The organism is Bacillus sp. MMSF_3328, assembly GCF_030733525.1.
Taxonomy (GTDB): Bacteria; Bacillota; Bacilli; order Bacillales; family Cytobacillaceae; genus Bacillus_AB; species Bacillus_AB infantis.
Window position 1 is genome coordinate 139,871 of sequence record NZ_JASHIV010000006.1, and the last position, 22,956, is coordinate 162,826.

At 41.5% G+C, this 22,956-nt stretch carries 27 protein-coding genes, 1 pseudogene and 1 other annotated feature; of the genes and pseudogenes, 3 read left to right on the top strand and 25 right to left on the bottom strand.

Annotation, left to right across the window (positions count from 1 at the left end; genetic code table 11):
• Positions 1–17 precede the first annotated feature (17 nt).
• A complete protein-coding gene (locus RBB45_RS12610; RefSeq protein ID WP_306009664.1) occupies positions 18–1,358 on the bottom strand; it encodes a sensor histidine kinase in 1,341 nt (446 codons plus the stop codon).
• The gene (locus RBB45_RS12615) at positions 1,355–2,047 is read right to left on the bottom strand and encodes a response regulator transcription factor (protein ID WP_306009665.1); all 693 of its coding nucleotides are present in this window, start codon (positions 2,045–2,047) and stop codon (positions 1,355–1,357) included. Before RBB45_RS12615 ends, RBB45_RS12610 begins: the two co-directional genes overlap by 4 nt.
• A gap of 237 nt (positions 2,048–2,284) precedes the next feature.
• Between RBB45_RS12615 and RBB45_RS12620 the strand changes: the two genes are divergently transcribed.
• The gene (locus tag RBB45_RS12620) at positions 2,285–3,052 is read left to right on the top strand and encodes an SDR family NAD(P)-dependent oxidoreductase (RefSeq protein WP_129613499.1); all 768 of its coding nucleotides are present in this window, start codon (positions 2,285–2,287) and stop codon (positions 3,050–3,052) included.
• Positions 3,053–3,181: 129 nt separating this feature from the next.
• Here RBB45_RS12620 and RBB45_RS12625 read toward each other — a convergent pair whose 3' ends face one another.
• The 10 genes and pseudogenes from RBB45_RS12625 to RBB45_RS12670 form a co-directional block, all read right to left on the bottom strand.
• Complete coding sequence (locus RBB45_RS12625) at positions 3,182–3,775, bottom strand: hypothetical protein (RefSeq protein WP_306009666.1); 594 nt, start codon at positions 3,773–3,775, stop codon at positions 3,182–3,184.
• A 159-nt stretch (positions 3,776–3,934) separates the two neighbouring features.
• Positions 3,935–4,741, bottom strand: coding sequence for an aldo/keto reductase (locus RBB45_RS12630; RefSeq protein WP_148950388.1), 807 nt, complete (start codon positions 4,739–4,741; stop codon positions 3,935–3,937).
• A gap of 164 nt (positions 4,742–4,905) precedes the next feature.
• On the bottom strand, positions 4,906–5,271 hold the full coding sequence (locus RBB45_RS12635) for a hypothetical protein (protein WP_306009667.1): 366 nt from the start codon (positions 5,269–5,271) through the stop codon (positions 4,906–4,908).
• Positions 5,268–5,546, bottom strand: a complete 279-nt coding sequence (locus RBB45_RS12640) for a CPCC family cysteine-rich protein (protein ID WP_306009668.1) — start codon at positions 5,544–5,546, stop codon at positions 5,268–5,270. Before RBB45_RS12640 ends, RBB45_RS12635 begins: the two co-directional genes overlap by 4 nt.
• Positions 5,547–5,628: 82 nt before the next feature.
• Positions 5,629–6,102: a GNAT family N-acetyltransferase gene (locus RBB45_RS12645; RefSeq protein ID WP_306009669.1), complete on the bottom strand. Its 474-nt coding sequence runs from the start codon at positions 6,100–6,102 to the stop codon at positions 5,629–5,631.
• A 90-nt stretch (positions 6,103–6,192) separates the two neighbouring features.
• The gene (locus RBB45_RS12650; protein WP_306009670.1) at positions 6,193–6,768 is read right to left on the bottom strand and encodes a GNAT family N-acetyltransferase; all 576 of its coding nucleotides are present in this window, start codon (positions 6,766–6,768) and stop codon (positions 6,193–6,195) included.
• A 403-nt stretch (positions 6,769–7,171) separates the two neighbouring features.
• Entirely contained in the window at positions 7,172–7,657 is a 486-nt protein-coding gene (locus RBB45_RS12655; RefSeq protein WP_094768752.1) for a GNAT family N-acetyltransferase, read from the bottom strand.
• An 81-nt stretch (positions 7,658–7,738) separates the two neighbouring features.
• Positions 7,739–7,915 carry a hypothetical protein gene (locus tag RBB45_RS12660; protein WP_165352667.1) on the bottom strand — a complete coding sequence of 59 codons (177 nt, stop codon included), beginning with the start codon at positions 7,913–7,915 and terminating at the stop codon, positions 7,739–7,741.
• Positions 7,916–7,996: 81 nt separating this feature from the next.
• Positions 7,997–8,529, bottom strand: a pseudogene (locus tag RBB45_RS12665) (dihydrofolate reductase family protein).
• A gap of 242 nt (positions 8,530–8,771) precedes the next feature.
• Complete coding sequence (locus tag RBB45_RS12670) at positions 8,772–9,191, bottom strand: hypothetical protein (RefSeq protein ID WP_224951226.1); 420 nt, start codon at positions 9,189–9,191, stop codon at positions 8,772–8,774.
• A gap of 99 nt (positions 9,192–9,290) precedes the next feature.
• Between RBB45_RS12670 and RBB45_RS12675 the strand changes: the two genes are divergently transcribed.
• A complete protein-coding gene (locus RBB45_RS12675) occupies positions 9,291–10,310 on the top strand; it encodes a hypothetical protein (protein ID WP_306009671.1) in 1,020 nt (339 codons plus the stop codon).
• A gap of 74 nt (positions 10,311–10,384) precedes the next feature.
• On the opposite strand, the gene RBB45_RS12680 is transcribed toward RBB45_RS12675, so the two are convergent.
• The 6 genes from RBB45_RS12680 to RBB45_RS12705 all read right to left on the bottom strand — a co-directional run bounded on the left by RBB45_RS12680 (position 10,385) and on the right by RBB45_RS12705 (position 14,893).
• Complete coding sequence (locus tag RBB45_RS12680) at positions 10,385–10,846, bottom strand: stalk domain-containing protein (RefSeq protein ID WP_306009672.1); 462 nt, start codon at positions 10,844–10,846, stop codon at positions 10,385–10,387.
• A 298-nt stretch (positions 10,847–11,144) separates the two neighbouring features.
• A complete protein-coding gene (locus tag RBB45_RS12685; RefSeq protein ID WP_306009673.1) occupies positions 11,145–11,594 on the bottom strand; it encodes a hypothetical protein in 450 nt (149 codons plus the stop codon).
• 43 nt (positions 11,595–11,637) lie between these two features.
• Entirely contained in the window at positions 11,638–12,414 is a 777-nt protein-coding gene (locus tag RBB45_RS12690; protein WP_306009674.1) for a hypothetical protein, read from the bottom strand.
• 102 nt (positions 12,415–12,516) lie between these two features.
• On the bottom strand, positions 12,517–12,990 hold the full coding sequence (locus RBB45_RS12695) for an 8-oxo-dGTP diphosphatase (RefSeq protein WP_306009675.1): 474 nt from the start codon (positions 12,988–12,990) through the stop codon (positions 12,517–12,519).
• Between the two features lie 534 nt (positions 12,991–13,524).
• Positions 13,525–13,983 (bottom strand): DinB family protein, encoded by a 459-nt coding sequence (locus tag RBB45_RS12700; RefSeq protein WP_306009676.1) that lies wholly within the window; start codon positions 13,981–13,983, stop codon positions 13,525–13,527.
• Between the two features lie 139 nt (positions 13,984–14,122).
• On the bottom strand, positions 14,123–14,893 hold the full coding sequence (locus RBB45_RS12705) for a TerC family protein (protein WP_022543436.1): 771 nt from the start codon (positions 14,891–14,893) through the stop codon (positions 14,123–14,125).
• 303 nt (positions 14,894–15,196) lie between these two features.
• Between RBB45_RS12705 and RBB45_RS12710 the strand changes: the two genes are divergently transcribed.
• On the top strand, positions 15,197–15,973 hold the full coding sequence (locus tag RBB45_RS12710; protein WP_306009677.1) for a metal-binding protein ZinT: 777 nt from the start codon (positions 15,197–15,199) through the stop codon (positions 15,971–15,973).
• A gap of 317 nt (positions 15,974–16,290) precedes the next feature.
• Here the strand turns inward: RBB45_RS12710 and RBB45_RS12715 are convergent, their stop codons facing one another.
• The 7 genes from RBB45_RS12715 to asnS form a co-directional block, all read right to left on the bottom strand.
• A complete protein-coding gene (locus tag RBB45_RS12715) occupies positions 16,291–17,070 on the bottom strand; it encodes a hypothetical protein (RefSeq protein ID WP_306009678.1) in 780 nt (259 codons plus the stop codon).
• Complete coding sequence (locus RBB45_RS12720) at positions 17,054–17,431, bottom strand: hypothetical protein (RefSeq protein ID WP_306009679.1); 378 nt, start codon at positions 17,429–17,431, stop codon at positions 17,054–17,056. Before RBB45_RS12720 ends, RBB45_RS12715 begins: the two co-directional genes overlap by 17 nt.
• A 27-nt stretch (positions 17,432–17,458) precedes the next feature.
• A complete protein-coding gene (locus RBB45_RS12725) occupies positions 17,459–17,659 on the bottom strand; it encodes a hypothetical protein (RefSeq protein ID WP_009791965.1) in 201 nt (66 codons plus the stop codon).
• A 327-nt stretch (positions 17,660–17,986) separates the two neighbouring features.
• Positions 17,987–18,382, bottom strand: a complete 396-nt coding sequence (locus RBB45_RS12730; RefSeq protein ID WP_101551436.1) for a VOC family protein — start codon at positions 18,380–18,382, stop codon at positions 17,987–17,989.
• Positions 18,383–18,496: 114 nt separating this feature from the next.
• A complete protein-coding gene (locus tag RBB45_RS12735; protein WP_022543433.1) occupies positions 18,497–19,369 on the bottom strand; it encodes a YitT family protein in 873 nt (290 codons plus the stop codon).
• 718 nt (positions 19,370–20,087) lie between these two features.
• Positions 20,088–20,984 carry a DMT family transporter gene (locus RBB45_RS12740; protein WP_306009680.1) on the bottom strand — a complete coding sequence of 299 codons (897 nt, stop codon included), beginning with the start codon at positions 20,982–20,984 and terminating at the stop codon, positions 20,088–20,090.
• Between the two features lie 165 nt (positions 20,985–21,149).
• The gene (gene asnS / locus RBB45_RS12745) at positions 21,150–22,541 is read right to left on the bottom strand and encodes an asparagine--tRNA ligase (RefSeq protein ID WP_009791976.1); all 1,392 of its coding nucleotides are present in this window, start codon (positions 22,539–22,541) and stop codon (positions 21,150–21,152) included.
• 52 nt (positions 22,542–22,593) lie between these two features.
• Positions 22,594–22,822, bottom strand: a binding site (T-box leader).
• Positions 22,823–22,956 lie beyond the last annotated feature (134 nt).

The following is a 22,956-nucleotide window of genomic DNA, read 5'->3' on the forward strand; positions in this document are numbered from 1 at the left end:
CAGATGAAAAATGAAGTTTAGAGCGTAATTGTCACCTGGGTTCCTTTGTTTTCTTCACTCGTAATGGAAATTTCCCCACCGAGGCTGTGGATCAGTTCCCTGGCAATGGATAATCCCAGGCCGCTGCCTCCTGTTTCTCTTGAACGGGAAGAATCGACCCGGTAAAATCGGTCAAACACGTATGGCAGATCCTTTTCCGGTATTCCGATTCCTTCATCATCCACTGTAATACGGACCTGGCCTTTATCATCCTGGTCAACATAAATCGCTACATCACCTTGGCTGTATTTAATGCTATTATCCAATAAAATGATAAAGACTTGTTCAAACTTTTCCTTATGGATAAAAGCTGTAATTTCCCTTTTGGCTGAATCCACATGGACAAAACGTTTCTTTGTCTCGGTAAAGATGCGGGCAATTTTCTCACAGAATGCTACTAATTCAACCTGTTCATCCGGCGAAATTTTCTGCTCATCGAGTGCCGCGATATCCAATAGCTGACCCGTCAACCGCTTCATTCTAAGCGCTTCATGGTGAATGCTTTCGGCCGCCTGTTTTTGCATTTTAGGGTCACTGATATCCCTGCGTTTCAATAAATTGGCATAGCTTTCAATCACTGTGATCGGTGTTTTCAATTCATGTGAGGCATCAGAAACAAATCGCTGCTGCTTGTGCTGGTTCTCTTTCAGCCGTTCAATCATCCTATTAAAGACAAGGCCCATTTGCTGAAGCTCATCCTTTGATTCTTTTTCAAATACAGTAGTTTGGAACCTTCCGCTCTCTTCAATTTCACTCATTGTTCTGCTCATGAGAGCAATGGGCTTAAGGATCAGGCGGGAGAGCCATTTCCCGGCCAATATGGAAAACATAATGATGATTAATGAGGCACCGCCGAGCACATAGAGCAATCGCAGTGTGTTTTCCCATAGATCTTCCAGGCTGTGGACAATTTCAACTATTCCTTCCTGTTCACCATCTGCAGTTATAGGCTCCTGATATCGAAGAATAAACCCTCCCTTGACGTTTTTGATGCTGAAGTCTTCACTTCCCGCCCCTTCGATCTCCAGCTGTCTATAATCTTCTTCATCAGAATACACGCTGATCACTTGACCCTGTGGAGAAATAATGCGCAGCATTCCATCGTCCGGCGTATAGGGCTCCAATAACCCAGACTGCCCGTTCGGCAATTGCCCGATGGGGTTATTTTGGACAAAAAGCGAGGCCTGCTCTTCAAGAACATCCCTTTCACGGTCCAGTGATATCCAGAAAAACATGACGGCGACCAGCAGACTCAGCAATACAAGCATGGCAATCAGAAACAGGCTGGAATACCATTGAATCTTTGTCTGGATCCTCATTTCCCCGGCTCCTTCATGCTGTAGCCAACACCTCGATAAGTATGGAGAATGGGATCTGTCTGCTTTAGATCCAGCTTCCTCCGCAGGTGACGGACATACACATCAACCACATTCGTTTCTCCATGATGGTCGTATCCCCATACGTTCAGGATAATCTGCTCCCGGGTCAGAACCAGGTTTTTATTTTCCATTAAGTAGGCAAGAAGGTCGAATTCACGGGAGGTCAATTCAACGGGCTTTCCATCCCGATAGGCTTCACGTGTTCCTTTTTCAAGGCGGATGCCGGCAAGCTCGATTACCTCCTGAGTATGATCATTATTAACCTGTGTTAAGCGAAGTGCCGCTCTGATCCGCGCAAAGAGCTCATCAATATCAAACGGCTTTGTGATATAATCATTCGCACCCTGGTCCAGTCCGTTTACTTTATCCCTTGTCGCAGTTCTCGCCGTCAGCATAATGACCGGGGTATCCTTATTTACTTTACGAAAATGCTGCAGCACTCCGATGCCATCCAGTTTCGGCAGCATGACGTCCAGCAGGATTACATCCCATCCACCCTGCAGCGCAAGCTCCAGCCCCCTTTGCCCGTCATAGGCAGATACCGTTTCATAGCCTTCATAGGAAAGTTCCAGTGTTAAAATATGCGCGATTTGTTTTTCGTCTTCAACAATCAATATCTTCTTCTTCATTTCTTTCCTACCTCCAGTATCTTCAGTGTACCTTATAACGATTAAAAACAGATTAAAAGGGCCGGGAATTTAGATAACTTTCAACTTAACAGAGCCTCCCTTTCCCTGAAGCCACAGGGACAGGTCCCATGGCTCAAAAAGAGCCAAGGGACCTGTCCCCTTGGTTCATTTGCTTTTTGGTTAATGTTAACAGTAAGATAAGTATGAATTGTGAAATATTTAAAAGGGGGAGTTCTCATGAAGTATACGGTGATTACAGGTGCCAGCTCAGGAATTGGTTACGAAGCGGCGCTTGCATTTGCTTCACGCAATAAAAATGTCATTGTGACTGCAAGGCGGGAAGATCAGCTGCATAAGCTAAAAGCAGAAATCCACAACATAAACGCCGATCTGGATGTGGTAATTCTGCCGGCAGATCTTTCTGAAAGCGAAAATGTTCATTCATTATATGAGAGTTTAAAAGAATACGATATTGAAACCTGGATCAATAACGCCGGTTTCGGAAACAGTGCCCCCGTTGCCGAACAGAATGTACAAAAGATTGAAAAGATGCTCAGAGTCAATATTGAAGCACTCACAACCCTTTCCACTTTATACACACATGATTATTCTCAAAAGACAGGCACCCAATTAATCAACGTGGCTTCTGATGTAGGCTATAGAATGGTACCAAACGGGGTAACGTACGCTGCTACTAAGTTTTATGTGAGTGCATTTACAGAAGGGCTCGCCCAGGAACTTCAGGATCAGGGAGCTGCCATGAAAGCAAAAGTGCTTGCGCCGGCTATGACAGAAACTGAATTTGTTATAAACGCTCGCGAAATAGATGAATTCAGCTACCGTGACAACGTGCAAAAATACCATACCGCCCGGGAAATGGCCGGATTCATGCTGGACCTTTATGATAGTGAGAAAACGGTTGGAAAAGTAAATAGCGAGAGTTATGAATTTGAACTGCTGGATCCTATTTATCCATATACTTCACGCCGGCCGGCTTCGGATTGAGAATGCCGCAGGGACAGGTCCTATGGGCAAGTCTAGAAAAGAGCCAGGGGGCCTGTCCCCTTGGTTTTATTTTAAAAAAAGACCTGACCAACTTACATTCAGATCTTAAGCCTTCCCGCATTTAGCTTATTATTCTATATTCATAACAATTTCAAGCCCTGTTGGCTTTTCCTTAAAGGTGTCGCTATACTCTTTAAAGACTATCTTTGTATTGGAAATATCGTCAGGCAATGGCGGAGAAACAATGAAGCTGTATGTAAAATGCCCTGTTGAGCCACCACCACGAGACTGCCAGCAATCGTATTGCTCTCCTAAAAACAATTCAAAACTATTATGATGATGCCGGCCGATTGGCGGATCATCCGGCTCATCCCAATCAATATGCAGCTGTATAACGCTGGCATTCTCATACTGCCGAATAACGGTTATGGAATATATCCGATCATCTTTTTCAACCGATTTTAAAACCGATAGGTGTTTTCTGAATCCAGACGGTTCAATACGCGGTTTAAAGAAATCGTATATTCTCATTCCCCCGAATAACGCCTTCAAATACTCTTCATAGAGATCATACTTGATAGCCCAGTCAGAGATAAAAGTATCCGCCGGAAACCCTGGGTTATCGTTTGAAATATCCCTCCGCTGTTTCAACAAAGAACATATTTGTTCATCAACTTTGCTTAACCGTTCATCGTAAAAATCGGCTGGTGGCTCAAATGGCATTCGTTTAATTTTAATCGCCTCCTTATCGGTTTAATTTTACCATAAATTAACAAATAATGGTTGCTTTCATCTCAAAGCTGCCTGGATTGGCAGCTGAATTGCTCTAAAATCAAAATCCCAGCGATAATATTCATATCGCCAGGATAAAGGACTAAGCAATTATAGATTTTCTATCTTTTCTATATCCTCCGCAGTCAATTCAAAATCGAAAAGTTCCAGATTGGACGCTTGATTTTCTCGTTTGTGAGATTTAGGGATAACAATCACACCGCGTTGGATTTGGTATTTTAATAAGACTTGTGCACCGGATTTATGATAGATCTTACCGATTTCATCCAAAGCTTCTTTTTGGTGGGCTTCGGCTTTCATAGGTCCCCAGGCAACAGGCGTAATTTCCTCGTCTTTTAATACGGCAAGGAGATTTTTGTTGGGTTCTTTTAAGTTGATTTGTATCTGATTAACAGCCGGCTTCACTTTGGCGAATTTTTTCAATTCATCCAGATGATTTTTTTCAAAGTTTGAAACACCGATTGCTTTTAATTTGCCCGCTTCATAATATTCTTCAAAGACTTCCCAAGTGTTTTTAAGCTGTACTTTGTCCTCGATAGGGAAGTGAATAAGAAGCAGGTCAAGATAGTCTGTCTGGAAGTTTTTCAGACTATTATCAATAGCTGCCCGGGTAGCTTCCTTGGAAGAAATATATTCTTCACTGGCTGGAATTTTGGTCGTAATGAAAAACTCTTCCCGTGGCACTTTGCTTTCTGCCAACACACTTCCAACAAGCTCTTCGTTTCGATACATGATGGCTGCGTCTATGGAACGGTAACCCAGCTCAATTGCTGATGCCAGTTCAGGAATTTCATTTGTTAACGCCCCGTTATAATCGTTGTTTTCTTTTCCATACGTATTTGTACCTGTACCTACTATAGGCATTTCAAGCCCATTATTAAGTGTTATGTATTCCATATTTATGCACTCCCTCTGTCTATTACTTTACTTATATCATATCAAATTATGGAATTTTCAAAAAGTAATATGAAAGAAGGTATCATTCCTCTGGCTATCATTTTCCTTGATCGGAACAAGCTTCAGCAGCATCGGTTAGGCAGCGATCTGAACCATAGTAACGATTAACCTTCAATCTGTTTTAAATATGGTATTTCCTCTCCATCAACATTTGCAATATATGCTGGAGTATCTGTTTCATATATTTTAGTTCCAACAGGTAATATATTTGCCGTACCGTTTTTAAAACTGCGGGTCTTATCTGTTATGTTAGTTATTTCTCCAATTTGATCACCCAATTGATATTCCAGATCAGAAACCCAATCAACATCTTGGGCATTAGAATACACAATTCCATCCAGAAGAAATATATCAGCACTATCATCGCTAAGAAAGTCCTTTGGAACCGGATTGTTAATAAGACCGTTATTGCATCCCACTAAGAAAATACACAACATACTTATAGGAAATAAGATTTTTGTGAATTTCATGTGATGCCTCCTTGTGTGAATAAGTGCTTCCAGTTAGAATCTCTCTTATCTTGTGAATTTGGTTCTCTAACATTTTTAACAAATCCCAGTTCACAAGCACCATACCTAATAAAGTTTTTTTGTGCTTCAATTAGAGTCACTTTATTAGCACCTGTTTCAAGCTCATTTTCTTTTTGAAATGGGTCGTCCTCCCAATAACAGATTTCGCAGATATCATAGTCACCTTCGCTGTCCAATGTTTTATAACCACAGCAAGGGCATGTATTTTTGTTCATAAGACACATCTCTAAACTTCTTGTTATAAAGAACGATTCGCTTCTTATCCTCACTGAATCTTTAGATCCTGCGATTGCTTACCTACAAAAGTTTTTGCATGCGAATTCTTGGAACAGTACCTTCCTCTTCTATCCTCAGGGAGTTAAAGCCCTGCTTTTTATAAAACCTTATAGCTCTCTTGTTGGCAGCTGATACCCTTAATTGGTATTCATTGATATTATTTTCTTGAAAAAAGTGTTCCGCATACTCAATCAGTTGAGATCCATATCCTAAACCACGATATGCTGGTATTAAGTAGAATAGGTTTACATAGCCAATCTGTTTATTATCAATATCCTTAATTTGCATTTCAATCTGTCCGACTGGTTTATCGCCATTTTCCACAAGAACAATCCCACCTGGAAATTTAACAAGCCTTGTCTCAATCTTCTTCAGGTAACTTTTATTATCGCCGAATAAATAATCGTCCCCAAAACTGATAACATAAGAATCTCTTCGGAATTTAATTATTGTTTCTGCATCTCTTGATAGGTCAATGCTGCGAAAGGATAGCAAAACTAATTCAACCCCTTTAAATCTTTTTATAGAAATGCTGCTTCATTTGGAATTTTTCTCAAATAAAAGCCTCTGTTACTTTAAATTTGGTCACAGGCTTACTTTATTTATTATGGAATAGAAACAAGTGTCTCTCAGCTCGCTGCCATCTGCGGATAAATCATCATTTCTTAAAGTGCCTTCTAATACAAACCCCAGTTTTTCTGCAATAGCACGACTTTTAAAGTTCATTGGTTCACACCTTATTTCGATTCTTCTCAATTTGATATAATACAGACCAAAGTCTGCTAATTTCTTTACTGCTTCTAACATATATCCATTGCCGCTGAATTTTGTATTTATCCAATACCCAATTTCAGATTTAGGAATATTCCAGTCAATAGCCTCAAGGCTCGTTATTCCTATGAAATCCTTACTCTCTTTATCGAAGATAAGAAAACGAAAACTATCCCTCTTCAAAAAATTTATGTGAGCATTTCTTAAGTTAATCTCTGTTTCTTCAACATCAGGAAGTTTCTGAGCAAACGGCAGCCAAGGTTTTAATTCATTAAAGGATTCTCGAATTGCTTGGTTTACAATTTTACCGTCACCTGTTGGAAGTGGTGCTCGAAGAATAAGCCTGTCTGTTTCTAATTGTAAAGGAACATCTAACAATAAAGGATTCATTGAATTTTTCCCCCTTTGGATCTTAAAATTCAAAGTGCAAAATAGCGCAACAAAAAAACTCTCACACCTCTAAGAAAATGATTGAGGACGAGAGTTATAACTTCGTGGTACCCACCTCAGTTTGTTAATATGTCACCAAATCAACTTATTCAGGACTTTCATAACCTATCATTCAATCTGAAGGATTCGTCTTACTATCCCTAATTTTCATTAGGCTGGTAAGCAGCTCCAAGGCTTTGTTCATTAAGAAGAATATTGCTCCATTTCAACAAACTGGAGCTCTCTGTAAAAATCCACACTTTTATATTGAATTTTCAAAAATTATATCCTCTTTCATAAACATTGTCAAAAAATCCCTTAATGAATAAACAGCCTGGTTTGGCAGCTGATCTGAACTTAGGTATTAAACTTTTTTTACCATCCGTACTTGTTTTAAGATATGACCATCGAACTCTTTTTCATATTCTTTAACTGTTTCAAAACCTTTCGCTTCATAAAAGTACATGCCAATCTTATTATCTTTTTCGACGTTGATATAAATTTCTTTTATACCTTTTAAATCTTTAACCGCTTGTTGTATCAAAGCAGTGCCAATCCCTCTGCCCTGGAATTCTGGATAAAGATAAATAGCCGCCAATTCGACCTTTCCGCCATCCCTCACTGTAGAATAGTTTGCAAAACCGACAACTTCTCCCTCAACTTCTGCAACATAAACTATAGAACGTTCTATACGTTGTTTCATACTTTCATCACTATAATTTAACTTTATAAAATTATTTTGTACTTCTAAGGGGATTATGCCCTCATATGTGGCATTCCAAGTTGTTTTCGCTATGCTTTGAACTTGTTTTGTATCTTGGTAGTGCATCTTGCGGATGGTGATATTCATCTTAAGCCCCCTTTGAATAAGAAGTAAAAATTCCTTCTTCGACTGCCACTTATGTGGAGCCAGGGGGACAGGTCCCGTGGCTCATTCTTTCTTTTTAATTATAATCAGTTTTGACATCACAAAATGACCGACTGCAATAGTTAATAATAGGTCTCTGTACGGCTCATTTACACCACCCATCAAATAGGCAGCAATATTGAAAAACATAAATGATATTGTGAGTAGCCCGAGAACATAATACTCCATTCTCACTTCCATTATTTTTCCCCCTTAAACATGCCAGGGGGACAGGTCCCGTGGCCCAGTCTCAAAATGAGCCAAGGTACCTGTCCCCTTGGCTCACTTTTTTACTGTGTAATGTATTTCAACAAATTGGTTAAAGGTTCGGGTCCCTTTAAGTTTTAAGTCCAGCTCATAATTGCCGGATTTAAATAATGGAATTCCATCTCCGATGATGGAAGGGGCAATTGTGATAAACAGTTCATCGAGTAATTTTTCTTTCAAAAACGTGTGTAACAATTCTCCGCCGCCAACTACCCAAATATTTTTACCTTCTTCTTTTTTTAGGCTATTGGCGAAATTTACAATATCTTCATTCACAAACTTAACATCACTGTGTCTTCTAATTGAGACCTGGAAAAGACGTAACACTCTTTATTTTTATATGGAAATTGACCTTTTTCGTAATTCATTATCCAGTCATATGTTCTTTTGCCCATAATGATTGTGTCAATTTCTTCATAAAATTCCGAGTAGCCATTATCACCTTCACCCTCTACTTTAAATAACCATTCTAATGAGTCTTCTTTTGTTGCGATGTATCCATCCAAGCTTTGAGCAATAAAGAGTACTATGTTCCGCGGATTCTTCATCATACACCGTCCTAACTATGGAGAAACTTGTCCCATGTTATTTTAATAACAAGACACTTGTTTTAAGCTGCACTTTCATAGAATAAGAATTCAATAAAAAAGGCGGTTATCCTTCCTGGATCAACCCGCCTGTTACATTATAATTTCATATTTTTTAGCTCTTTATCTTTTTTAGACTTTCAGTTTTGACATTACAAAGTGACTTGCCACAGGGACAGACCCCCTGGCTTCTCCCATTGGCTTCATATATATTGATGAAAATTTGTTTCCACTGGCATTATAGATTTGATGAATGCGACATCTTTTTTGTAAACGTCGGGAGCAAAAAACTCCATACCCCAATGTTCGGAATGGAAGATGGTTGTGGTATTATTTATTAGGAAGATAGAGAACCATTTGATCTTCCCCTCTATGTCTATATTGTTATATGATAAATAATTTACAACGTCTGGTGTAATTTTCCCTTTGAATATAGTAAGGTCGTATTCCTTAGTTTTTTCAAACCCTTTAAGCACAGATTGCACTTCCTCCACAATCAATTTCTCTTCATTCCAGCAATGGATTTCTATAGTATCTGAACGTAATAAAAAGTACTTCATTAAAGGAACCCAGTAATCAATTTTTTCATAAACAAATAAACTAAAATACAGCTGGAATTTCATCAAATGCCTCATTTCGTTATTTTTAATGGCTACATCCATGGCTTTACATTAGAAAAATGTCAAGGGTCTTTTCCACTTGGTTCAGGGAGGAGAAGAAGAATGCTTAAGAAAATGAATATATTTTTAATTATTATACTCCTTATTGCATTAACTGGCTGCACCCCAGACAGCACAGCAGATGTTGGTCGGCTTAACATGAATGAGGAACTCGTCAATTCGGCAAGGATTATTCAAGACACAAGTGAAGGAAGTATTCTTGTTGATAGTACTTATTATTCAATCGATAAAGCTGTAATTAGTACGACTTCTGGCAAAAAAATTACTGCCAAAGATCTTCAGCCCGGAAGCCTTATAAATCTAAAAACGACTGGATTTATCATGGCATCCTTCCCTGGTCAAGGAGAAGCTACTAGTGTCATCACCTATGATGACCAGAGAAGCCAGGAAATAAGCGAAGCGGTTCGTTACATCCTCAAACATCAGCCTATGGGAGATATCATTTCGCCTTCTTTACAAAAAATAACTGATGATAAACTAATCATTCATTTCTTTGAATGGACTACCAACGGAAAAAAATACGAAGCTACTCTCAATTTAAAAAATAAGGATCTAAAAGTAGTAGAGATTAAAAATGAGTTTGCCGAGAAGTTAAAAAAAGAACAGGAGGCAATCCTCAAAAATAAAAAAGATTTTATGTACACCGGGTACATCACGAAGGTTTTACCAAATGGATTCCGTATTAACAGAGTCGATTTTACTTTTGACAAGTCAATAACGTTTAAAAACCAAAAAGGAGCAAGTCTAACATTAGAAAACTTTCTGGTCGGAGATTTTGTAACTGCCTACCATGCCAGCTTATCAACAGAGACTTTTCCGTATAAAGGAACACTGTATCAACTTGAACAACTCATGACTAAATCGCCATCTACAGAATGGGTAAAATCCTTAACTGAAAGCGGGAAATTTATTGAACCTGTCATCATGGATACCTGGCAGGAACAAGACGGTACTAAAACAGTTAAGATTATTGATATAAAAAAAACCAGGAAGCTCCTTTACATTGTGAATTACAATCATAAAACTGGAAAACAAACCATTAAAGAGATTCCGAATAAATAGGAAAAAGTGACAGACAAAATTATATGTCTGTCACTTTCTTCTGATTCAGGTTTCGTTAGAATAGCACCTGAATTTTATCTCATTTGTCCAATCGTAATTGAGTTTCCATTGCGGACCAGCGGCTGCTCAACTGCATCAGCTACACGGCCAATTGGCAAATAAAGTTTTCCTTCGAAAACAAAGGATTCTAATGTGGTGAATTGACGGCCGTTAATATAGATTTTCTTTTTATGTGTATCAAAGATAGTCGTTCTATCCTTAGCTACAATTCTGAATTGACCAGATTTATAGGAGTTAGGTGTACCAAACCAATTAGGTATGGTTCTCGCCGGTACATATACTGAACCATTCTTTATAAGCGGGACAACTTTTTCATTTGCTCCAAAATCATATTTTACGTCATCAACATAATAAATGTGTGAATTGACGGTAAGTTTCAAGATCCTTTCATTAGCCGGTTTTGCTTGAGCATCAGGAACTGATAATGAAGACAGTGACAACATCAAAACAAATAAAAACGTTAGAGATTTTTTCATACTTCCTCCTCCTAAAAAAGTTCTTGTACTCACTTTATTAGACGATTAAGAGGTGTAAATGTATCAGTTTTCTTCTTTTTATTTGCAGTAATTAATGTAGCCATATTCAACAGGCTGGCTACTATCATTTAGGTCACAGCATTTTATTAGGCTTCGAATAAACTTGGAATTCATTCTGAGGTGGTCTTCGTAAATCATTGGCCATCTCAGTTCATATATATGGTCTGTTATCTCCCATTTACTAACTGGCTTCCCGCAAGCTAAGTTTCCATCTAGTATGATCAATTTACAGGAGCCCTTATCTGGATATGCTAAAGAATTCCACTAGGGAGAGTACTTCTTTTTTATTAAAAATAAATGTTTCACCGCTTTCGTTAGTAAATCTGGCTGTCTTTCTGTAAGGGTTTAGCCAAAAGTCAAAAACCATATGACTTGTGTCTTCGAAAAAAAGGGTAACTTGTAGATTTGGTTCTTTTCTCGTCTTGGGACCGGAAGAAAACTCAGCATTTTCAAGTATCTCTATAAAAGTACTAACATCTTTCGGATCAACTACCTCAACACTAAGCAGCCCTGCATCGCTTGTTGAAAAAAGTTTCTGCAAACCCCGTCCTGATAGAGATATTTTACTCACTTCGGTTGAGACTTTGAAATATCTTGACTGCTCCTTGATGCCACATCCTAAAAGAAAACCAATAGACAATACTAACAAAACAACTAAAATTAGTTTCTTAAGATTCATGGCTGGCATGTCTCCTTCTCCCTTTTATAATCTAGACGAAAAATTCATCTATTTAGTTACCCTTAAAACAGCAATGAGGCCACAGGGTCAGACCCCCTGGCCCAGTTTGAGGCCATAGTGTAAGACCCCCTGGCCCAGTTTTAAAAGAGCCAAGGGACCTGTCCCCCTGGCTCACAAAAATTATTGATTTTGCCTGATACATACGATCCCGGTATTCATATTCAATGACAATGCTGCCTGCAAAAGCACCTGGAGACAGCTGGGGATACAATACAGCATAAAGTTTATTATCTCTTATTTCGTACTTAATGATGCTGCCAAAGTTTATCCCTGGAAATATGGTATGGGGCAAAAGCTTCAACTTTTTAACATCAATTTGATAAGACTTTTGTCCAATCGTTATCACTGCTTTGTTTTTTGTTAAGCTTGATTTTAAATTATTATTTACAATTGCCATTGGGTTGTCAACCAGTACTTCTCTCAACTGCTGACCATTTACATGAAAGACAGCCACTTCTTGCTCTAAGACACCTGTACCATAACCTTTGGTCAGGATAATAATCAGTTCTTTCTTTTTATCACCATTAATATCATCGTAATGGATTTCAGGGGCGTAAGTGGGATTGGAGACATTTATCCAGAAGGGCCTGGAATACTCACTTCCCTGAAAATTCAACTTAAAGTCGTAAAAAAGACCATTCCTCTCTATGGCATGCAAAGTGATGCTGTCTGATTTGGCGACTATTTTATGTTTTGGTTCTGCAGCTCCAGCTTCATTTGATAAACTCACTAAGAGTATAGACAATAAGAAAAATACTACTCTCTTCAATAGCCCTCACCTCGTTTTTAGCATTCCCAAATTGTGAGCCAAGGGGACAGACCCCGTGGCCCAGCTTCAAAAAAAAGCCAAGGGACCTGTCCCCTTGGCTCTTCATGTTCTCTTAATCATAATGGCCCCCGGCCCATTCCTCTCCTCATCCCAAACCGTCTGAATCTCAAATGTCCCCGGCTCGAAAAACAAATCAAATCTCTGTTTGATATCTTCCTGCATCGGCAGATTTTTCGCATCCTCGATGCTGATCCAATGCAGCTGCCCTTCCAGCGGATTCTCCAGCAGTTCGCCCTCAAAGTCCTTCGTCCAATAATTCATCATCATATACCGTTCATTTTTCACAGGATTCACAAACTCCGAAATCCCCTTAAATACAAGATTGCTCACTTCAAGGCCGGTTTCTTCCCTGACCTCCCGGATTGCTCCATCAGTAAAGCTCTCCGGGAATTCCACTCGCCCGCCCGGCGGAAGAAAGCCCTTAAAGTGGTCATGCTGCCTGTCCAGCAGCAGCACTTTATCTCCATCCTGAATCATCACAACTGTCCAGATTTTATAGGTTATTTGATCCTCCAAAATATCTCCTCATTTCGTGCCAGGGGGTCAGGTCCCCTGGCCCAGCCTCAAAATGAGCCAAGGGACCTGACCCCCTGGTTCATTTTCTGCGGATTAACATGTACACTAAGGTTCCCCCCGCTAGAAATAGACCTGTGCCCAAGAGAACTTTTACATAAGACACTCCAGCTGCAGCTGTATCATAGCTGGTCTCTCTGCTTTCAAGCACTGACCACCAATCATCCTCTGTGGAAAAATAGATGGCCATGAACAGCCATGTAAGAAAGGTGAAAAGAGTAAGTAGAAATACGATGATTTTAGTTCCCAAGGCAACCTCCAAATAAATCAATTATCGGCATTGTACAGCAGGGAAGTTAGAATCCTGCTGGTTAAACAGTTATACAATGAACCCTATTTTCCTCTTAATATCATTTAAAAAAGGTTCACTTGCGGTCCTGGTTTTTACTGCACCTCCTGCAATCAAGCCAGAGGGACAGACCCCATGGCCCATTCCCAAAAAGAGCCAAGGGACCTGTCCCCTTGGCTCCCCTTGGCTCAAAGCCACTTCCGAATATCCATGATAGCCTGCAGATGCATGCCTTCATGGAATATCGTCCGGATCAGCACTTGTTCGATTGTCTGCATTCCCATTTCTGTTGGCGGATATTCTTCTTCAAGGCGGTGGCCATAGGCTTTCCTCAGGCATGTCGGCTGCTGTCTCAGCAGATCCTTAAGTTCATCAAATGAGGGTGTTTCTTCAGTAAAATCAGCAGGTGTTGAGCCATAGCCAAACCAGGTGCGGAATGCTTCCGGCACCGGTGATTTTTCCTTCGTCAGCGCTTCAATCCATAAATATTGGTCCAGATAAATATGCCCCATATTCCATCTGATGTTATTGCGGAATTTATCGGGAACAATCTCTGCCTGACAGGCGGTTATTCCTTCTAACACAAGCAGAATATCTTCCCTATAAGCTTGCAGCTGGGTGAAAAGATTTTCGTGGCGGTCATTCATTTTTTGAACTCCTTCTTATAATGACATCCACCATAAGTTCCACAAAACACGGCGCCAATCCTTCTTGAAAAAAGAGCCAGGGGGACAGACCCCGTGGCCCAGCCGCAAAAAGAGCCAGGGGACCTGTCCCCTTGGCTCTTTATAATGTTTCGGTATTCGATTTTTTCTGCGGTGCAAACCATCCGAGGAGGGCTATTGCGATCAGTATTCCGTAGAAGACCAGTGTCCAGCCTGTGCTGTGCGGAAAGTGGTGGTCTAGGACGCCGATATCTTCATGTGCAAGCGTGATGACAGCAAGCTTGACTCCGACCCACGCTACAATGGCATAGGCGGTTGTTTCAAGTGCCGGTCGTTTCGCAAGCAGCTGCACAAACCAGGTTGCAGCGAATTTAATAAGGACCAAGCCCGCGATTCCGCCAAGGACCACGACAATGAACTGTCCGCCGTCCATGCCGCCGAAATCATCGAGCGGTGAATCCGGCAGTCCCAAAGCAAGTGCAACCGCAGCAAGGATTGAGTCAATTGCAAATGCCAAATCGGCTAATGCAATTTTCCCTACCGTCGGCCAAAATCCCTTGCCGCGGGACTCTTCTTTCAGATCCTCGCGGTTATGTTCGTTGTCTTTCCCAAACTTCGCTTTAATCACATGCTTCAATCCCAGGTAAAGCAGGTAAGCCGCCCCGATTGCCTGTATCTGCCACACGTTGGCAATGAAGGAAATGGCAAAAAGCGCGATAAATCGAAAGGCAAATGCCATAATAATTCCGTAGTTGATAGCTCTTTTCTTCTCTTCCTCAGGCAGATGCTTCGCGATGACAGCCAGTACAAGCGCATTGTCAGCAGAAAGCAAGCCCTCCAATCCAATTAAAATCAGTAATGCCCATGCATATTCAAGCCATATGCCCTCCATAAAAACACTCCTCTCAACAACAATACATTTTTTGTAGATTTCCCTGATAAGGCAGTTTATAACCATTTAATTAAGCATTAATCATTTTCTTTTTGAAATGATCCCCTCAATGTATACAATAACTCCATTTTATAACACATGATGTTGTCTGCAATATTATTTTTTCAAATAGTTTTTTTAATCATAAATCAAAATAATTACGGTTTACATTGACACATTTTTTCGCACATAGTATATTCAGTAAGGTATAAATAGTAACAATTACGATTTATACAATACATAATGATTGGAGCGATATCATTTATGAGCAAAAAGCTTACCAGTTCTATTTTTTTCCTTTTCTTATTAGGCATCATCCTTGCAGGCTGCCAGGAAAAGAGCGATGCACCGGCTAAAGAGGCAGCCCCTGAGGAATCCGCTGAAAATGCCGAGGAATCCACTGAGAGTGCCGAAGAGAGCCATGATCATGAACATGACCATGATGACGAGGAAGATCATGAACACGAGCATGACCACAGCCACGGCTCAGAGGAAGAACAACAAATCTATTCAGGGATATTTGAAGATGACCAAGTCGAAGACCGTCCTTTATCTGACTGGGAAGGAGACTGGCAGTCTGTTTACCCTTATCTGCTGGACGGAACGCTGGATGAGGTTTTTGAACACAAAGCTGAAACAAAAAAGGATAAATCCGCTGAGGAGTACAAAGCTTATTATAAAACTGGTTATGAGACAGACGTTGAACGAATTGTTATCAAGGATAACGAGATGACATTTTACAGAAATGGTGAAGCAAAAACAGGAGAATATGAATATCACGGCTACGAAATCCTGACCTATGAAGCCGGAAACCGGGGCGTCCGTTTTCTATTTGATCTGGCAGGAGAAGAAACAGACGGGCTGCCAAAGCATGTCCAATTCAGCGATCACAGCATCTACCCGACAAAAGCAGACCATTACCACATTTATTTCGGGGATGAAGAACATGCAGAGCTTCTGAAAGAACTGGAGCACTGGCCAACCTATTATTTCTCTGATTTAAGCGGAGAGGAAATAGTGCATGAAATGACTGCTCATTAATAAATTTGAGCTGAGAGAGATATTGCCCTTTTGCAGGTGATATTTGTCTCTCAGCTTTTTTAATCTACATCATTTTTTGGGTAAATTGCTCAGAGTTTAAATCGTTTCACTGCTTTTTAAACCAAGCCCCTTTTATCCTGCCAACAAGCCTGAAGGAAGAGCTTCTATCCTTATAAAATCTCCCTATCACCCGCCCAATAAACGCTCTTTATTCTCTTCCAAATGCTTCATAATTCCTTGAATGCCAGACTCATAGCTTCTCACCGCTTCTTCATTTGGTTCAGAACCACTCTGCAAAAATTGCTTCCATTCTCCTTCTAACTGCTCCAGTGATTTTCCATAGACGGCCTGGATCGTTGTTGCAAGGTCCGGTTCACCATGAATTTCCAGGAATTTTCCCATTCCATATTCATTGATAAGATACCTTGTAAACGAAGCGGATTCGATGTAAGCCAGCCATCTGAGGGAGGATGAGTCTTTATCCAGGTTTGTATAGGAGAAGAATCTAGCAGCAGGGTTTCAAGAGGCAGTATGATGTCTTTAGAGATTAAATCCTTCATGATTTCATGTGTATCTTCCTTATAATTAGGATTCACACTTCTTTCCGAATAGGTTTCCTGCATAAAAATCGCCAAGCCTTCTTGTGTAACTTGTCCTTTTTCATCATTAAAAAGTGCATGGGTCATTTCATGAATGAGCGGATCATTTCCTTCTGAAATATAATAAAGATTGATGGTGCCGCCGTTATGGGAGCTGACCTTTTGCTCATTATGCAGATTCAAATAAATCCTGGAGGGTGGAGAAAGAGAAATCTTTTCTTTTTGCAATGCCGCATAAAAGCCGAGGATTTCTTCTTTGATCTGCTTTAGCGTATCCGTTGAAAACTCTCCTTTATTTTGCATAACAATATCAATTTTCCCATCTTCTGTTTTAAAATTTGTCAATTCATTTTTTGGAGGCTCAGCTCTTTTGGTGACCTCGGCATCCTTGTCAGTATTGGTACAGCCGATAAGAAGCCCCATTAGCAAAATGGCAGCAGAGGCAGCCTTTATCCTTCTGCCCGCCTTCCCCTTCCTATTGTTAATGTCCATCTCCATCAAACACCCCTCTCATCTCCTCAGGCACAATCATCACATCCTGTATTTCATACCGATCATCAGGCGTTAAATGAAGCAGCACCATTTCGCCATTTTCAAATTTTAACAGCTCATAGGTATTGAAGCTTGTACCTGAACTCATCCTTACCTTAATTTGCTGCAGCAGCTCATCAGAGATTTTCGCCTTTCTTCCCTCGGCCATGAGGGTTCTGGCCTGCTGATCATTTTCTGTCCTAACCGCTTCCTTGAACATCACACCAACTTCACCAGCATCTGGTTTGCTCAACTCTTTATAAACAACCAACCCTAATCCTATGTTCAGAAAAATAGATGCAGCAATAAGTATATTCTTGACTCGCATCGATTCACTCCTTACTTAGCCGCATGATTAGTAACCAAACTGGTTCAATATAAATTTCAGCACCGGCAGCAGGATCAGAATCAAAACGCTTTGATAAAAAGAAGTCAAAATATCCTTTTTCCACGTATTCCTTTCAGGATAGCGATTGGCCAAGCGCTGAAACAGAAGCAGCACAAGCCACCAGAAAAATAAAGCGGTCAGCACCGTTTGTATATCACTATAAAACATCCTTGCTCCCCCTTTGCCGACAATTTACTTAATCACATATACGGTTTATAAGGAAAAAAGTTCCTTTTTATTAGTACAAAAAAAGCATTTCCCCATCAAAAGGAAATGCCCATTGCTTCTTTATTCTTTTTTCCGTTCTTTTCCGAAAAAGCCCCAATCCAGGAAGGCATATACGGCCATATATACGGCAGCCTGGATACAATTAGAAAGGAGGTGGACTTCCTTTTCTGTTAGAAAGTCATACAAGCTAAACCAGGCTATCAGGATGATAAGCAATAGGATATAAAAATTCTTCCTGGATTTTCGCAGAAATTTCAGCACTTGCCGCTATTTCGCACCCTCATCAGGCTGATGGATTCCAAAGATATTGCCTTCTGTATCCACATAATATCCCTGCCACGCCATCCCCGGCAGAGCGTATTTCGGCAATGCGACCTTTCCGCCGTATTCAATGATTTTAGCTTCGGTGCTGTCATAATCTTTAACACCTAAAGTACAGGAATAGCCGTTCACTGGCTGACCAGGTTCGGGCGGCGGGCTTTGGCGTTTGATCAAGGCCCCATTGATGCCCATTTCACTGTCTTCACCCGTCACTGCGCCGAAGTAAGGCATCCCGGCATATTCGCTCCAGTCCTGAAACGACCAGCCAAACACATCTCCATAAAACTTTTTCGCACGCTCCATTTCATCCACATGAATTTCGAAATGAATTAGTCTTCCCATGATTACCTCCCGATTTCCAATTATAATTTCTAATACTAACTTCGAGTTATCTTTAGGAATCCCTTCTACAAAAAAACGCCTGCCCCAAAGTTTTTGGAGCAGGCATCTTTTCTATTAGTGGATATCCTTTTTCCTGAAATTTCCGCCCTTTACTTCGGAAACATCATAAACAGTGACAAAGCAATCGGGGTCAATTTCATTGATGATTTCTTTCAGCTTGGTTTCTTCCATGCGGTTGATGACACAGGTGATTTCCCTGAATTTTTCATGGGAAAAGCCTCCGTAGACTTCTTTATAAGTCGCACTTCGGCCCAGACGGTCGCGAATGGTCTCTACCATCAATGCAGGCTGAGTGGTGATGATCTGAAAAGTTTTGGAACCGCTCAGTCCCACCTCAACAATGTGAATGACCTTGGATGCGATAAAGTAAGCAATTGCTGACAGGATTGCCCCCTGCAGGCCAAACACGGTTGAAACGAAGATAAATACAAAGATGTTCAAGAAGAGAATGATATCGCTCGTCCCAAACGGCAATTTCCGGGACAGCAGCACGGCTAGCATATCGATGCCATCCAAAGCACCGCCATTCCGCAGCGCCAGCCCCATGCCAAACCCGAGGATGATCCCCCCAACCACTGTGACCAGCAAGGTATCGCCTTCAATGATTGCCGGGGTATGATGCATCATGCTTGTCCCTATAGCCAGGGAAGCAATCCCGATGATGGAAAGGATCGCAAAGGTTTTTCCGATCTGCTTATATCCCAGCCAGATAAACGGGATGTTCAGGACCGCGATTAAAATCCCTAATGGAAAATCAAATAATTGCGCCCCAACGATACTGAGGCCTGTGACACCTCCATCTGAGACATCGTTCGGAATCAGAACGGTTTCGAGGCCATATGCAGCTATGACTCCCCCGAGGATGACCAGCAGCACCCTCATAGCAAATTTCAGTTTATTCGACTTATGCTTTCTCTTTTCAGTCATAAAATTTCCTGCCTTTACTCTATTTTCATTTTTACAGTGTATCATATTTTAGCCAATCTCTTGCATTTGTTACCTTTTATAAAAGATAAACTCTCAATTGGCCAAGTATGTGATTGGCGTAAAATAAAGAAAAGGAGCCCTCCCTCCGTTTGTTTTTGGCTGGGGCAGGCACCTTTTTTATTTATAAAACACATTTGATGAATCCGTCTGCAATCAAGACTTCTAGACTTTTCGCAACGTATTCTAAAGTTAGAACTGGCAGCAGCATTTCTCTTCCATGGAGAGGTAGAAACTTCTGCGGAAAGACTTGCACTGCTATTTGAGCGTGGAGCTTCTAGCTTAGTTCTTCAATTGTATGGAAATTCATCTTTGTATTTTGCACGGCTGCATTATATAAGCCGGGGAGCAGAGTGCTTTACGAAATTTCCATCCGGCTTCCTGCCACGCTAAAAATCTTCCGCTATTCTCGCTGAGCTGCCGGTACGGGCTGATTCCACAGCAGCTGCAGCAACATTCTGGGTTCGGCAGGCATCAAGATAGTCCGATTTTATTCCTAAGGCGTCCCCTGTCTTAATCGCATGAATAAAAGCTCTTGCTTCAATTATGTATGGGCTTTCTTGATCCTTCCACTCTGTTATTATCCCATTTTCTCTTTTTGTCAGCCTTTCTTGATCAAGCTGGAGAATGCCCCAACCTGCAATGGCATCCGTTCTGGCTTTCACTGCCCAATAATAATAATTACCGTCCCCAAAAAGACAGCACAGGCTGTTACAATCAGCCTCCAGTCGAATCTTTCTTCAGAGGCCAACAGCATCCTGGCCAGGAAAATCGTAATGATCGGCTCAATAGCCGCTATGGTACTGACATACGATACATGAGTATAAAGAAGGGACACGAAAAAAGAGACTTGGGCAAACCCTGTCACAATGCCGGCTGCCACAAAATAGAGATTGATATTTTTAAAGTTCCATGCCAATGTCAGCTTCAGCTGCTTTCTGCCAATTTCCATCAAAATAAACACGAGCAGGGCGAATACGGAGCCTATCAATGATCCTAAGACTGCATCAGAATCATACAGAATTCCTAATTTTCTCAGCCCCTGGCCAATGCCAAAGCAGATGGCCGCAGCAATCGCCAGCATGAACCCCGATTTATCCTCTCGTTCCGCATGGTCCCCTGCTGAGCGGAAGTCAAATCGTGCCTGCAGAAAGAGGAAGGTCAGGATGACGAGGATTCCAGTCCCGGCAAGAAGAGAAATGGTTTCTCCTAGTAAAAGAACGGCCATGATAATGGTGAAAACCGGGGCAGCATTTTTCAGCGCGGCCGCCCTGGAGGAGCCTATTTTTCGAATACCGGCAAACAGAAGAGTCCTGCCTAAAAATACCGTACAAAATCCTGCCAGCATATAAAAAAAGACACCAATCCAGCTAACAGGCGCCATCTCTTTTTCCCCAAAAAGAAACATCGATCCGTATATCCCCGTCACGGTCAGCACACAAATGAACAGAGACAGGAAACTGCCATTATCCTGCGGGGATTTTCTCATCCCAAGCTGGATGAATATATAGTTGAAAGAATAAGCTATGGCACAGAAAATGGCTAAAATAACCCCCACGCTGTTACTTCCCCTTCCCGCATTTAGGCTCTCAATGCTTTCATTGTATTTCGGTTCCCTAAAATGGTTCTGGATTTCTGCTGCCGGCTTACTGGAATCCCAAATGAAAAAGCCTGTCCGCTAAAGGAATAGCAGACAGGCTTTTTAAAATGATTTAGAGGTAAATTAAAATTCAGCATTCCCCGGAGTACGCGGGAATGGGATAACATCACGGATGTTCTTCATGCCTGTGAGGTACATGATCAGGCGCTCAAAGCCGATTCCGTAGCCGGAGTGCTTGGTTTCTCCATACTTGCGGAGCTCAAGATACCACCAGTAGTCCTTCAGGTCCATGCCCATCTCAGTGATTCTTTCTTTAAGGAGCTCTTCCCTCTCCTCACGCTGGCTTCCGCCGATCAGCTCGCCGATTTCAGGGACAAGCAGGTCTGCAGCGGCAACGGTTTTGCCATCATCATTCGCTCTCATATAGAAAGCCTTGATATCTTTTGGATAGTCTGTGACAAAGACAGGACGCTTATAAATGACTTCACTCAGGTAGCGCTCATGCTCTGTCTGCAGGTCTGCACCCCATTCAGGCTGATATTCGAACTTCTCGCCTGACTCTTTAAGCTGCTCGATTGCATCCGTGTAAGTCACGCGTGCATAGTCAGTATTCAGCGCTGTGTTCAGCCTTTCGATAAGAGTCTTATCGATAAAGCTGTTGAAGAATGTGATTTCCTCAGGAGCTTCGTTCAGCACATACTGAATGACATGCTTAATCATCGCTTCTGCCAGGTCAAGGATATCAGGAAGCTCTGCGAATGCCACTTCCGGTTCAACCATCCAGAACTCAGCCGCATGGCGGGTTGTGTTAGAGTTTTCTGCACGGAAAGTCGGCCCGAATGTATACACCTTCTGGAAAGCAAGAGCGAATGCTTCTGCTGATAGCTGCCCGCTGACTGTCAGATTGGCTTCTCCATTGAAGAAGTCCTTGCTGAAATCCACGTCGCCTTCATCCGTTTTAGGAACATTATTCATGTCCATCGTTGTCACACGGAACATCTCGCCGGCACCCTCCGTATCACTGCCTGTGATGACTGGAGTTTGAGCGTAAATAAAGCCTTTTTCCTGGAAGAAGTTATGGATGGCATAAGAAGCCAGAGACCTGATCCGGAAAACAGCTGAATACGTATTCGTGCGCGGACGCAGATGGGCAATCGTCCTCAGGTATTCAAAAGAGTGCTTCTTCTTTTGCAGCGGATAGTCTGAATTTGATTTACCCTCAATCGTAATCTGTTCAGCTTTCATTTCAAATGGCTGCTTCATGTCAGGCGTCAGAACGATGGAACCTTCTATAGAAACAGTAGAGCTGATGGCCGCTTTTGTGATGTCCTTGAAATTCGGCAGCTCGTCTCCGTAAACAACCTGGACATTTTTAAGAAAAGTGCCGTCATTGACTTCAAGGAAGCCGAAAGTCTTTGAATCGCGGGACGTACGGACCCAGCCGGTTATACGCACCTTCTCATTCAAATGGGCTTCAGGATCTCTGTACAGCTCTTTAACAGTTGCTTTAATCATGATTGATCCTCCTAAAAAAATAATGTTCATAAAAAAAAGCCTACGTCCCCCTAAAAGGGACGAAAGGCTTTGCTTCCGCGGTACCACCCACATTGCCGCAATATGCGGCCAGCTTATCAATTCCGGCAGATAACGTCCCGGACACGTCTAAGCCTACTCAGTGAGCCTTTTCGGTTAGAACTCAGAGGTGTTCTTCGCTCATGCATCCTCATCAGGCTCACACCATCCCTGACTCGCTTTAGATTACAGCACCAGCTACTCTTCCTCATCATCGATTTCGTTTGTTTAGTTCAACACCATATATATTAATCGAAGAGCGGGATAGTTTCAACTGGGATATTGGCTGCAGGGCAGATTAATCTCTTCATTAAGCATTATTGCCGAGAGTTTGAGGGGATAAACAGCTTGAGAAGCG

What these genes read in the sequence shown, in the direction of transcription:
- RBB45_RS12610 (WP_306009664.1), bottom strand. Translation starts at nt 1,358, where the DNA reads ATGAGGATCCAGACAAAGATTCAATGGTATTCCAGCCTGTTTCTGATT.
- RBB45_RS12615 (WP_306009665.1), bottom strand. Translation starts at nt 2,047, where the DNA reads ATGAAGAAGAAGATATTGATTGTTGAAGACGAAAAACAAATCGCGCAT.
- RBB45_RS12620 (WP_129613499.1), top strand. Translation starts at nt 2,285, where the DNA reads ATGAAGTATACGGTGATTACAGGTGCCAGCTCAGGAATTGGTTACGAA.
- RBB45_RS12625 (WP_306009666.1), bottom strand. Translation starts at nt 3,775, where the DNA reads ATGCCATTTGAGCCACCAGCCGATTTTTACGATGAACGGTTAAGCAAA.
- RBB45_RS12630 (WP_148950388.1), bottom strand. Translation starts at nt 4,741, where the DNA reads ATGGAATACATAACACTTAATAATGGGCTTGAAATGCCTATAGTAGGT.
- RBB45_RS12635 (WP_306009667.1), bottom strand. Translation starts at nt 5,271, where the DNA reads ATGAAATTCACAAAAATCTTATTTCCTATAAGTATGTTGTGTATTTTC.
- RBB45_RS12640 (WP_306009668.1), bottom strand. Translation starts at nt 5,546, where the DNA reads ATGAACAAAAATACATGCCCTTGCTGTGGTTATAAAACATTGGACAGC.
- RBB45_RS12650 (WP_306009670.1), bottom strand. Translation starts at nt 6,768, where the DNA reads ATGAATCCTTTATTGTTAGATGTTCCTTTACAATTAGAAACAGACAGG.
- RBB45_RS12655 (WP_094768752.1), bottom strand. Translation starts at nt 7,657, where the DNA reads ATGAATATCACCATCCGCAAGATGCACTACCAAGATACAAAACAAGTT.
- RBB45_RS12660 (WP_165352667.1), bottom strand. Translation starts at nt 7,915, where the DNA reads ATGGAAGTGAGAATGGAGTATTATGTTCTCGGGCTACTCACAATATCA.
- RBB45_RS12670 (WP_224951226.1), bottom strand. Translation starts at nt 9,191, where the DNA reads ATGAAATTCCAGCTGTATTTTAGTTTATTTGTTTATGAAAAAATTGAT.
- RBB45_RS12675 (WP_306009671.1), top strand. Translation starts at nt 9,291, where the DNA reads ATGCTTAAGAAAATGAATATATTTTTAATTATTATACTCCTTATTGCA.
- RBB45_RS12680 (WP_306009672.1), bottom strand. Translation starts at nt 10,846, where the DNA reads ATGAAAAAATCTCTAACGTTTTTATTTGTTTTGATGTTGTCACTGTCT.
- RBB45_RS12685 (WP_306009673.1), bottom strand. Translation starts at nt 11,594, where the DNA reads ATGCCAGCCATGAATCTTAAGAAACTAATTTTAGTTGTTTTGTTAGTA.
- RBB45_RS12700 (WP_306009676.1), bottom strand. Translation starts at nt 13,983, where the DNA reads ATGAATGACCGCCACGAAAATCTTTTCACCCAGCTGCAAGCTTATAGG.
- RBB45_RS12705 (WP_022543436.1), bottom strand. Translation starts at nt 14,893, where the DNA reads ATGGAGGGCATATGGCTTGAATATGCATGGGCATTACTGATTTTAATT.
- RBB45_RS12710 (WP_306009677.1), top strand. Translation starts at nt 15,197, where the DNA reads ATGAGCAAAAAGCTTACCAGTTCTATTTTTTTCCTTTTCTTATTAGGC.
- RBB45_RS12715 (WP_306009678.1), bottom strand. Translation starts at nt 17,070, where the DNA reads ATGGAGATGGACATTAACAATAGGAAGGGGAAGGCGGGCAGAAGGATA.
- RBB45_RS12720 (WP_306009679.1), bottom strand. Translation starts at nt 17,431, where the DNA reads ATGCGAGTCAAGAATATACTTATTGCTGCATCTATTTTTCTGAACATA.
- RBB45_RS12725 (WP_009791965.1), bottom strand. Translation starts at nt 17,659, where the DNA reads ATGTTTTATAGTGATATACAAACGGTGCTGACCGCTTTATTTTTCTGG.
- RBB45_RS12730 (WP_101551436.1), bottom strand. Translation starts at nt 18,382, where the DNA reads ATGGGAAGACTAATTCATTTCGAAATTCATGTGGATGAAATGGAGCGT.
- RBB45_RS12735 (WP_022543433.1), bottom strand. Translation starts at nt 19,369, where the DNA reads ATGACTGAAAAGAGAAAGCATAAGTCGAATAAACTGAAATTTGCTATG.
- asnS (WP_009791976.1), bottom strand. Translation starts at nt 22,541, where the DNA reads ATGATTAAAGCAACTGTTAAAGAGCTGTACAGAGATCCTGAAGCCCAT.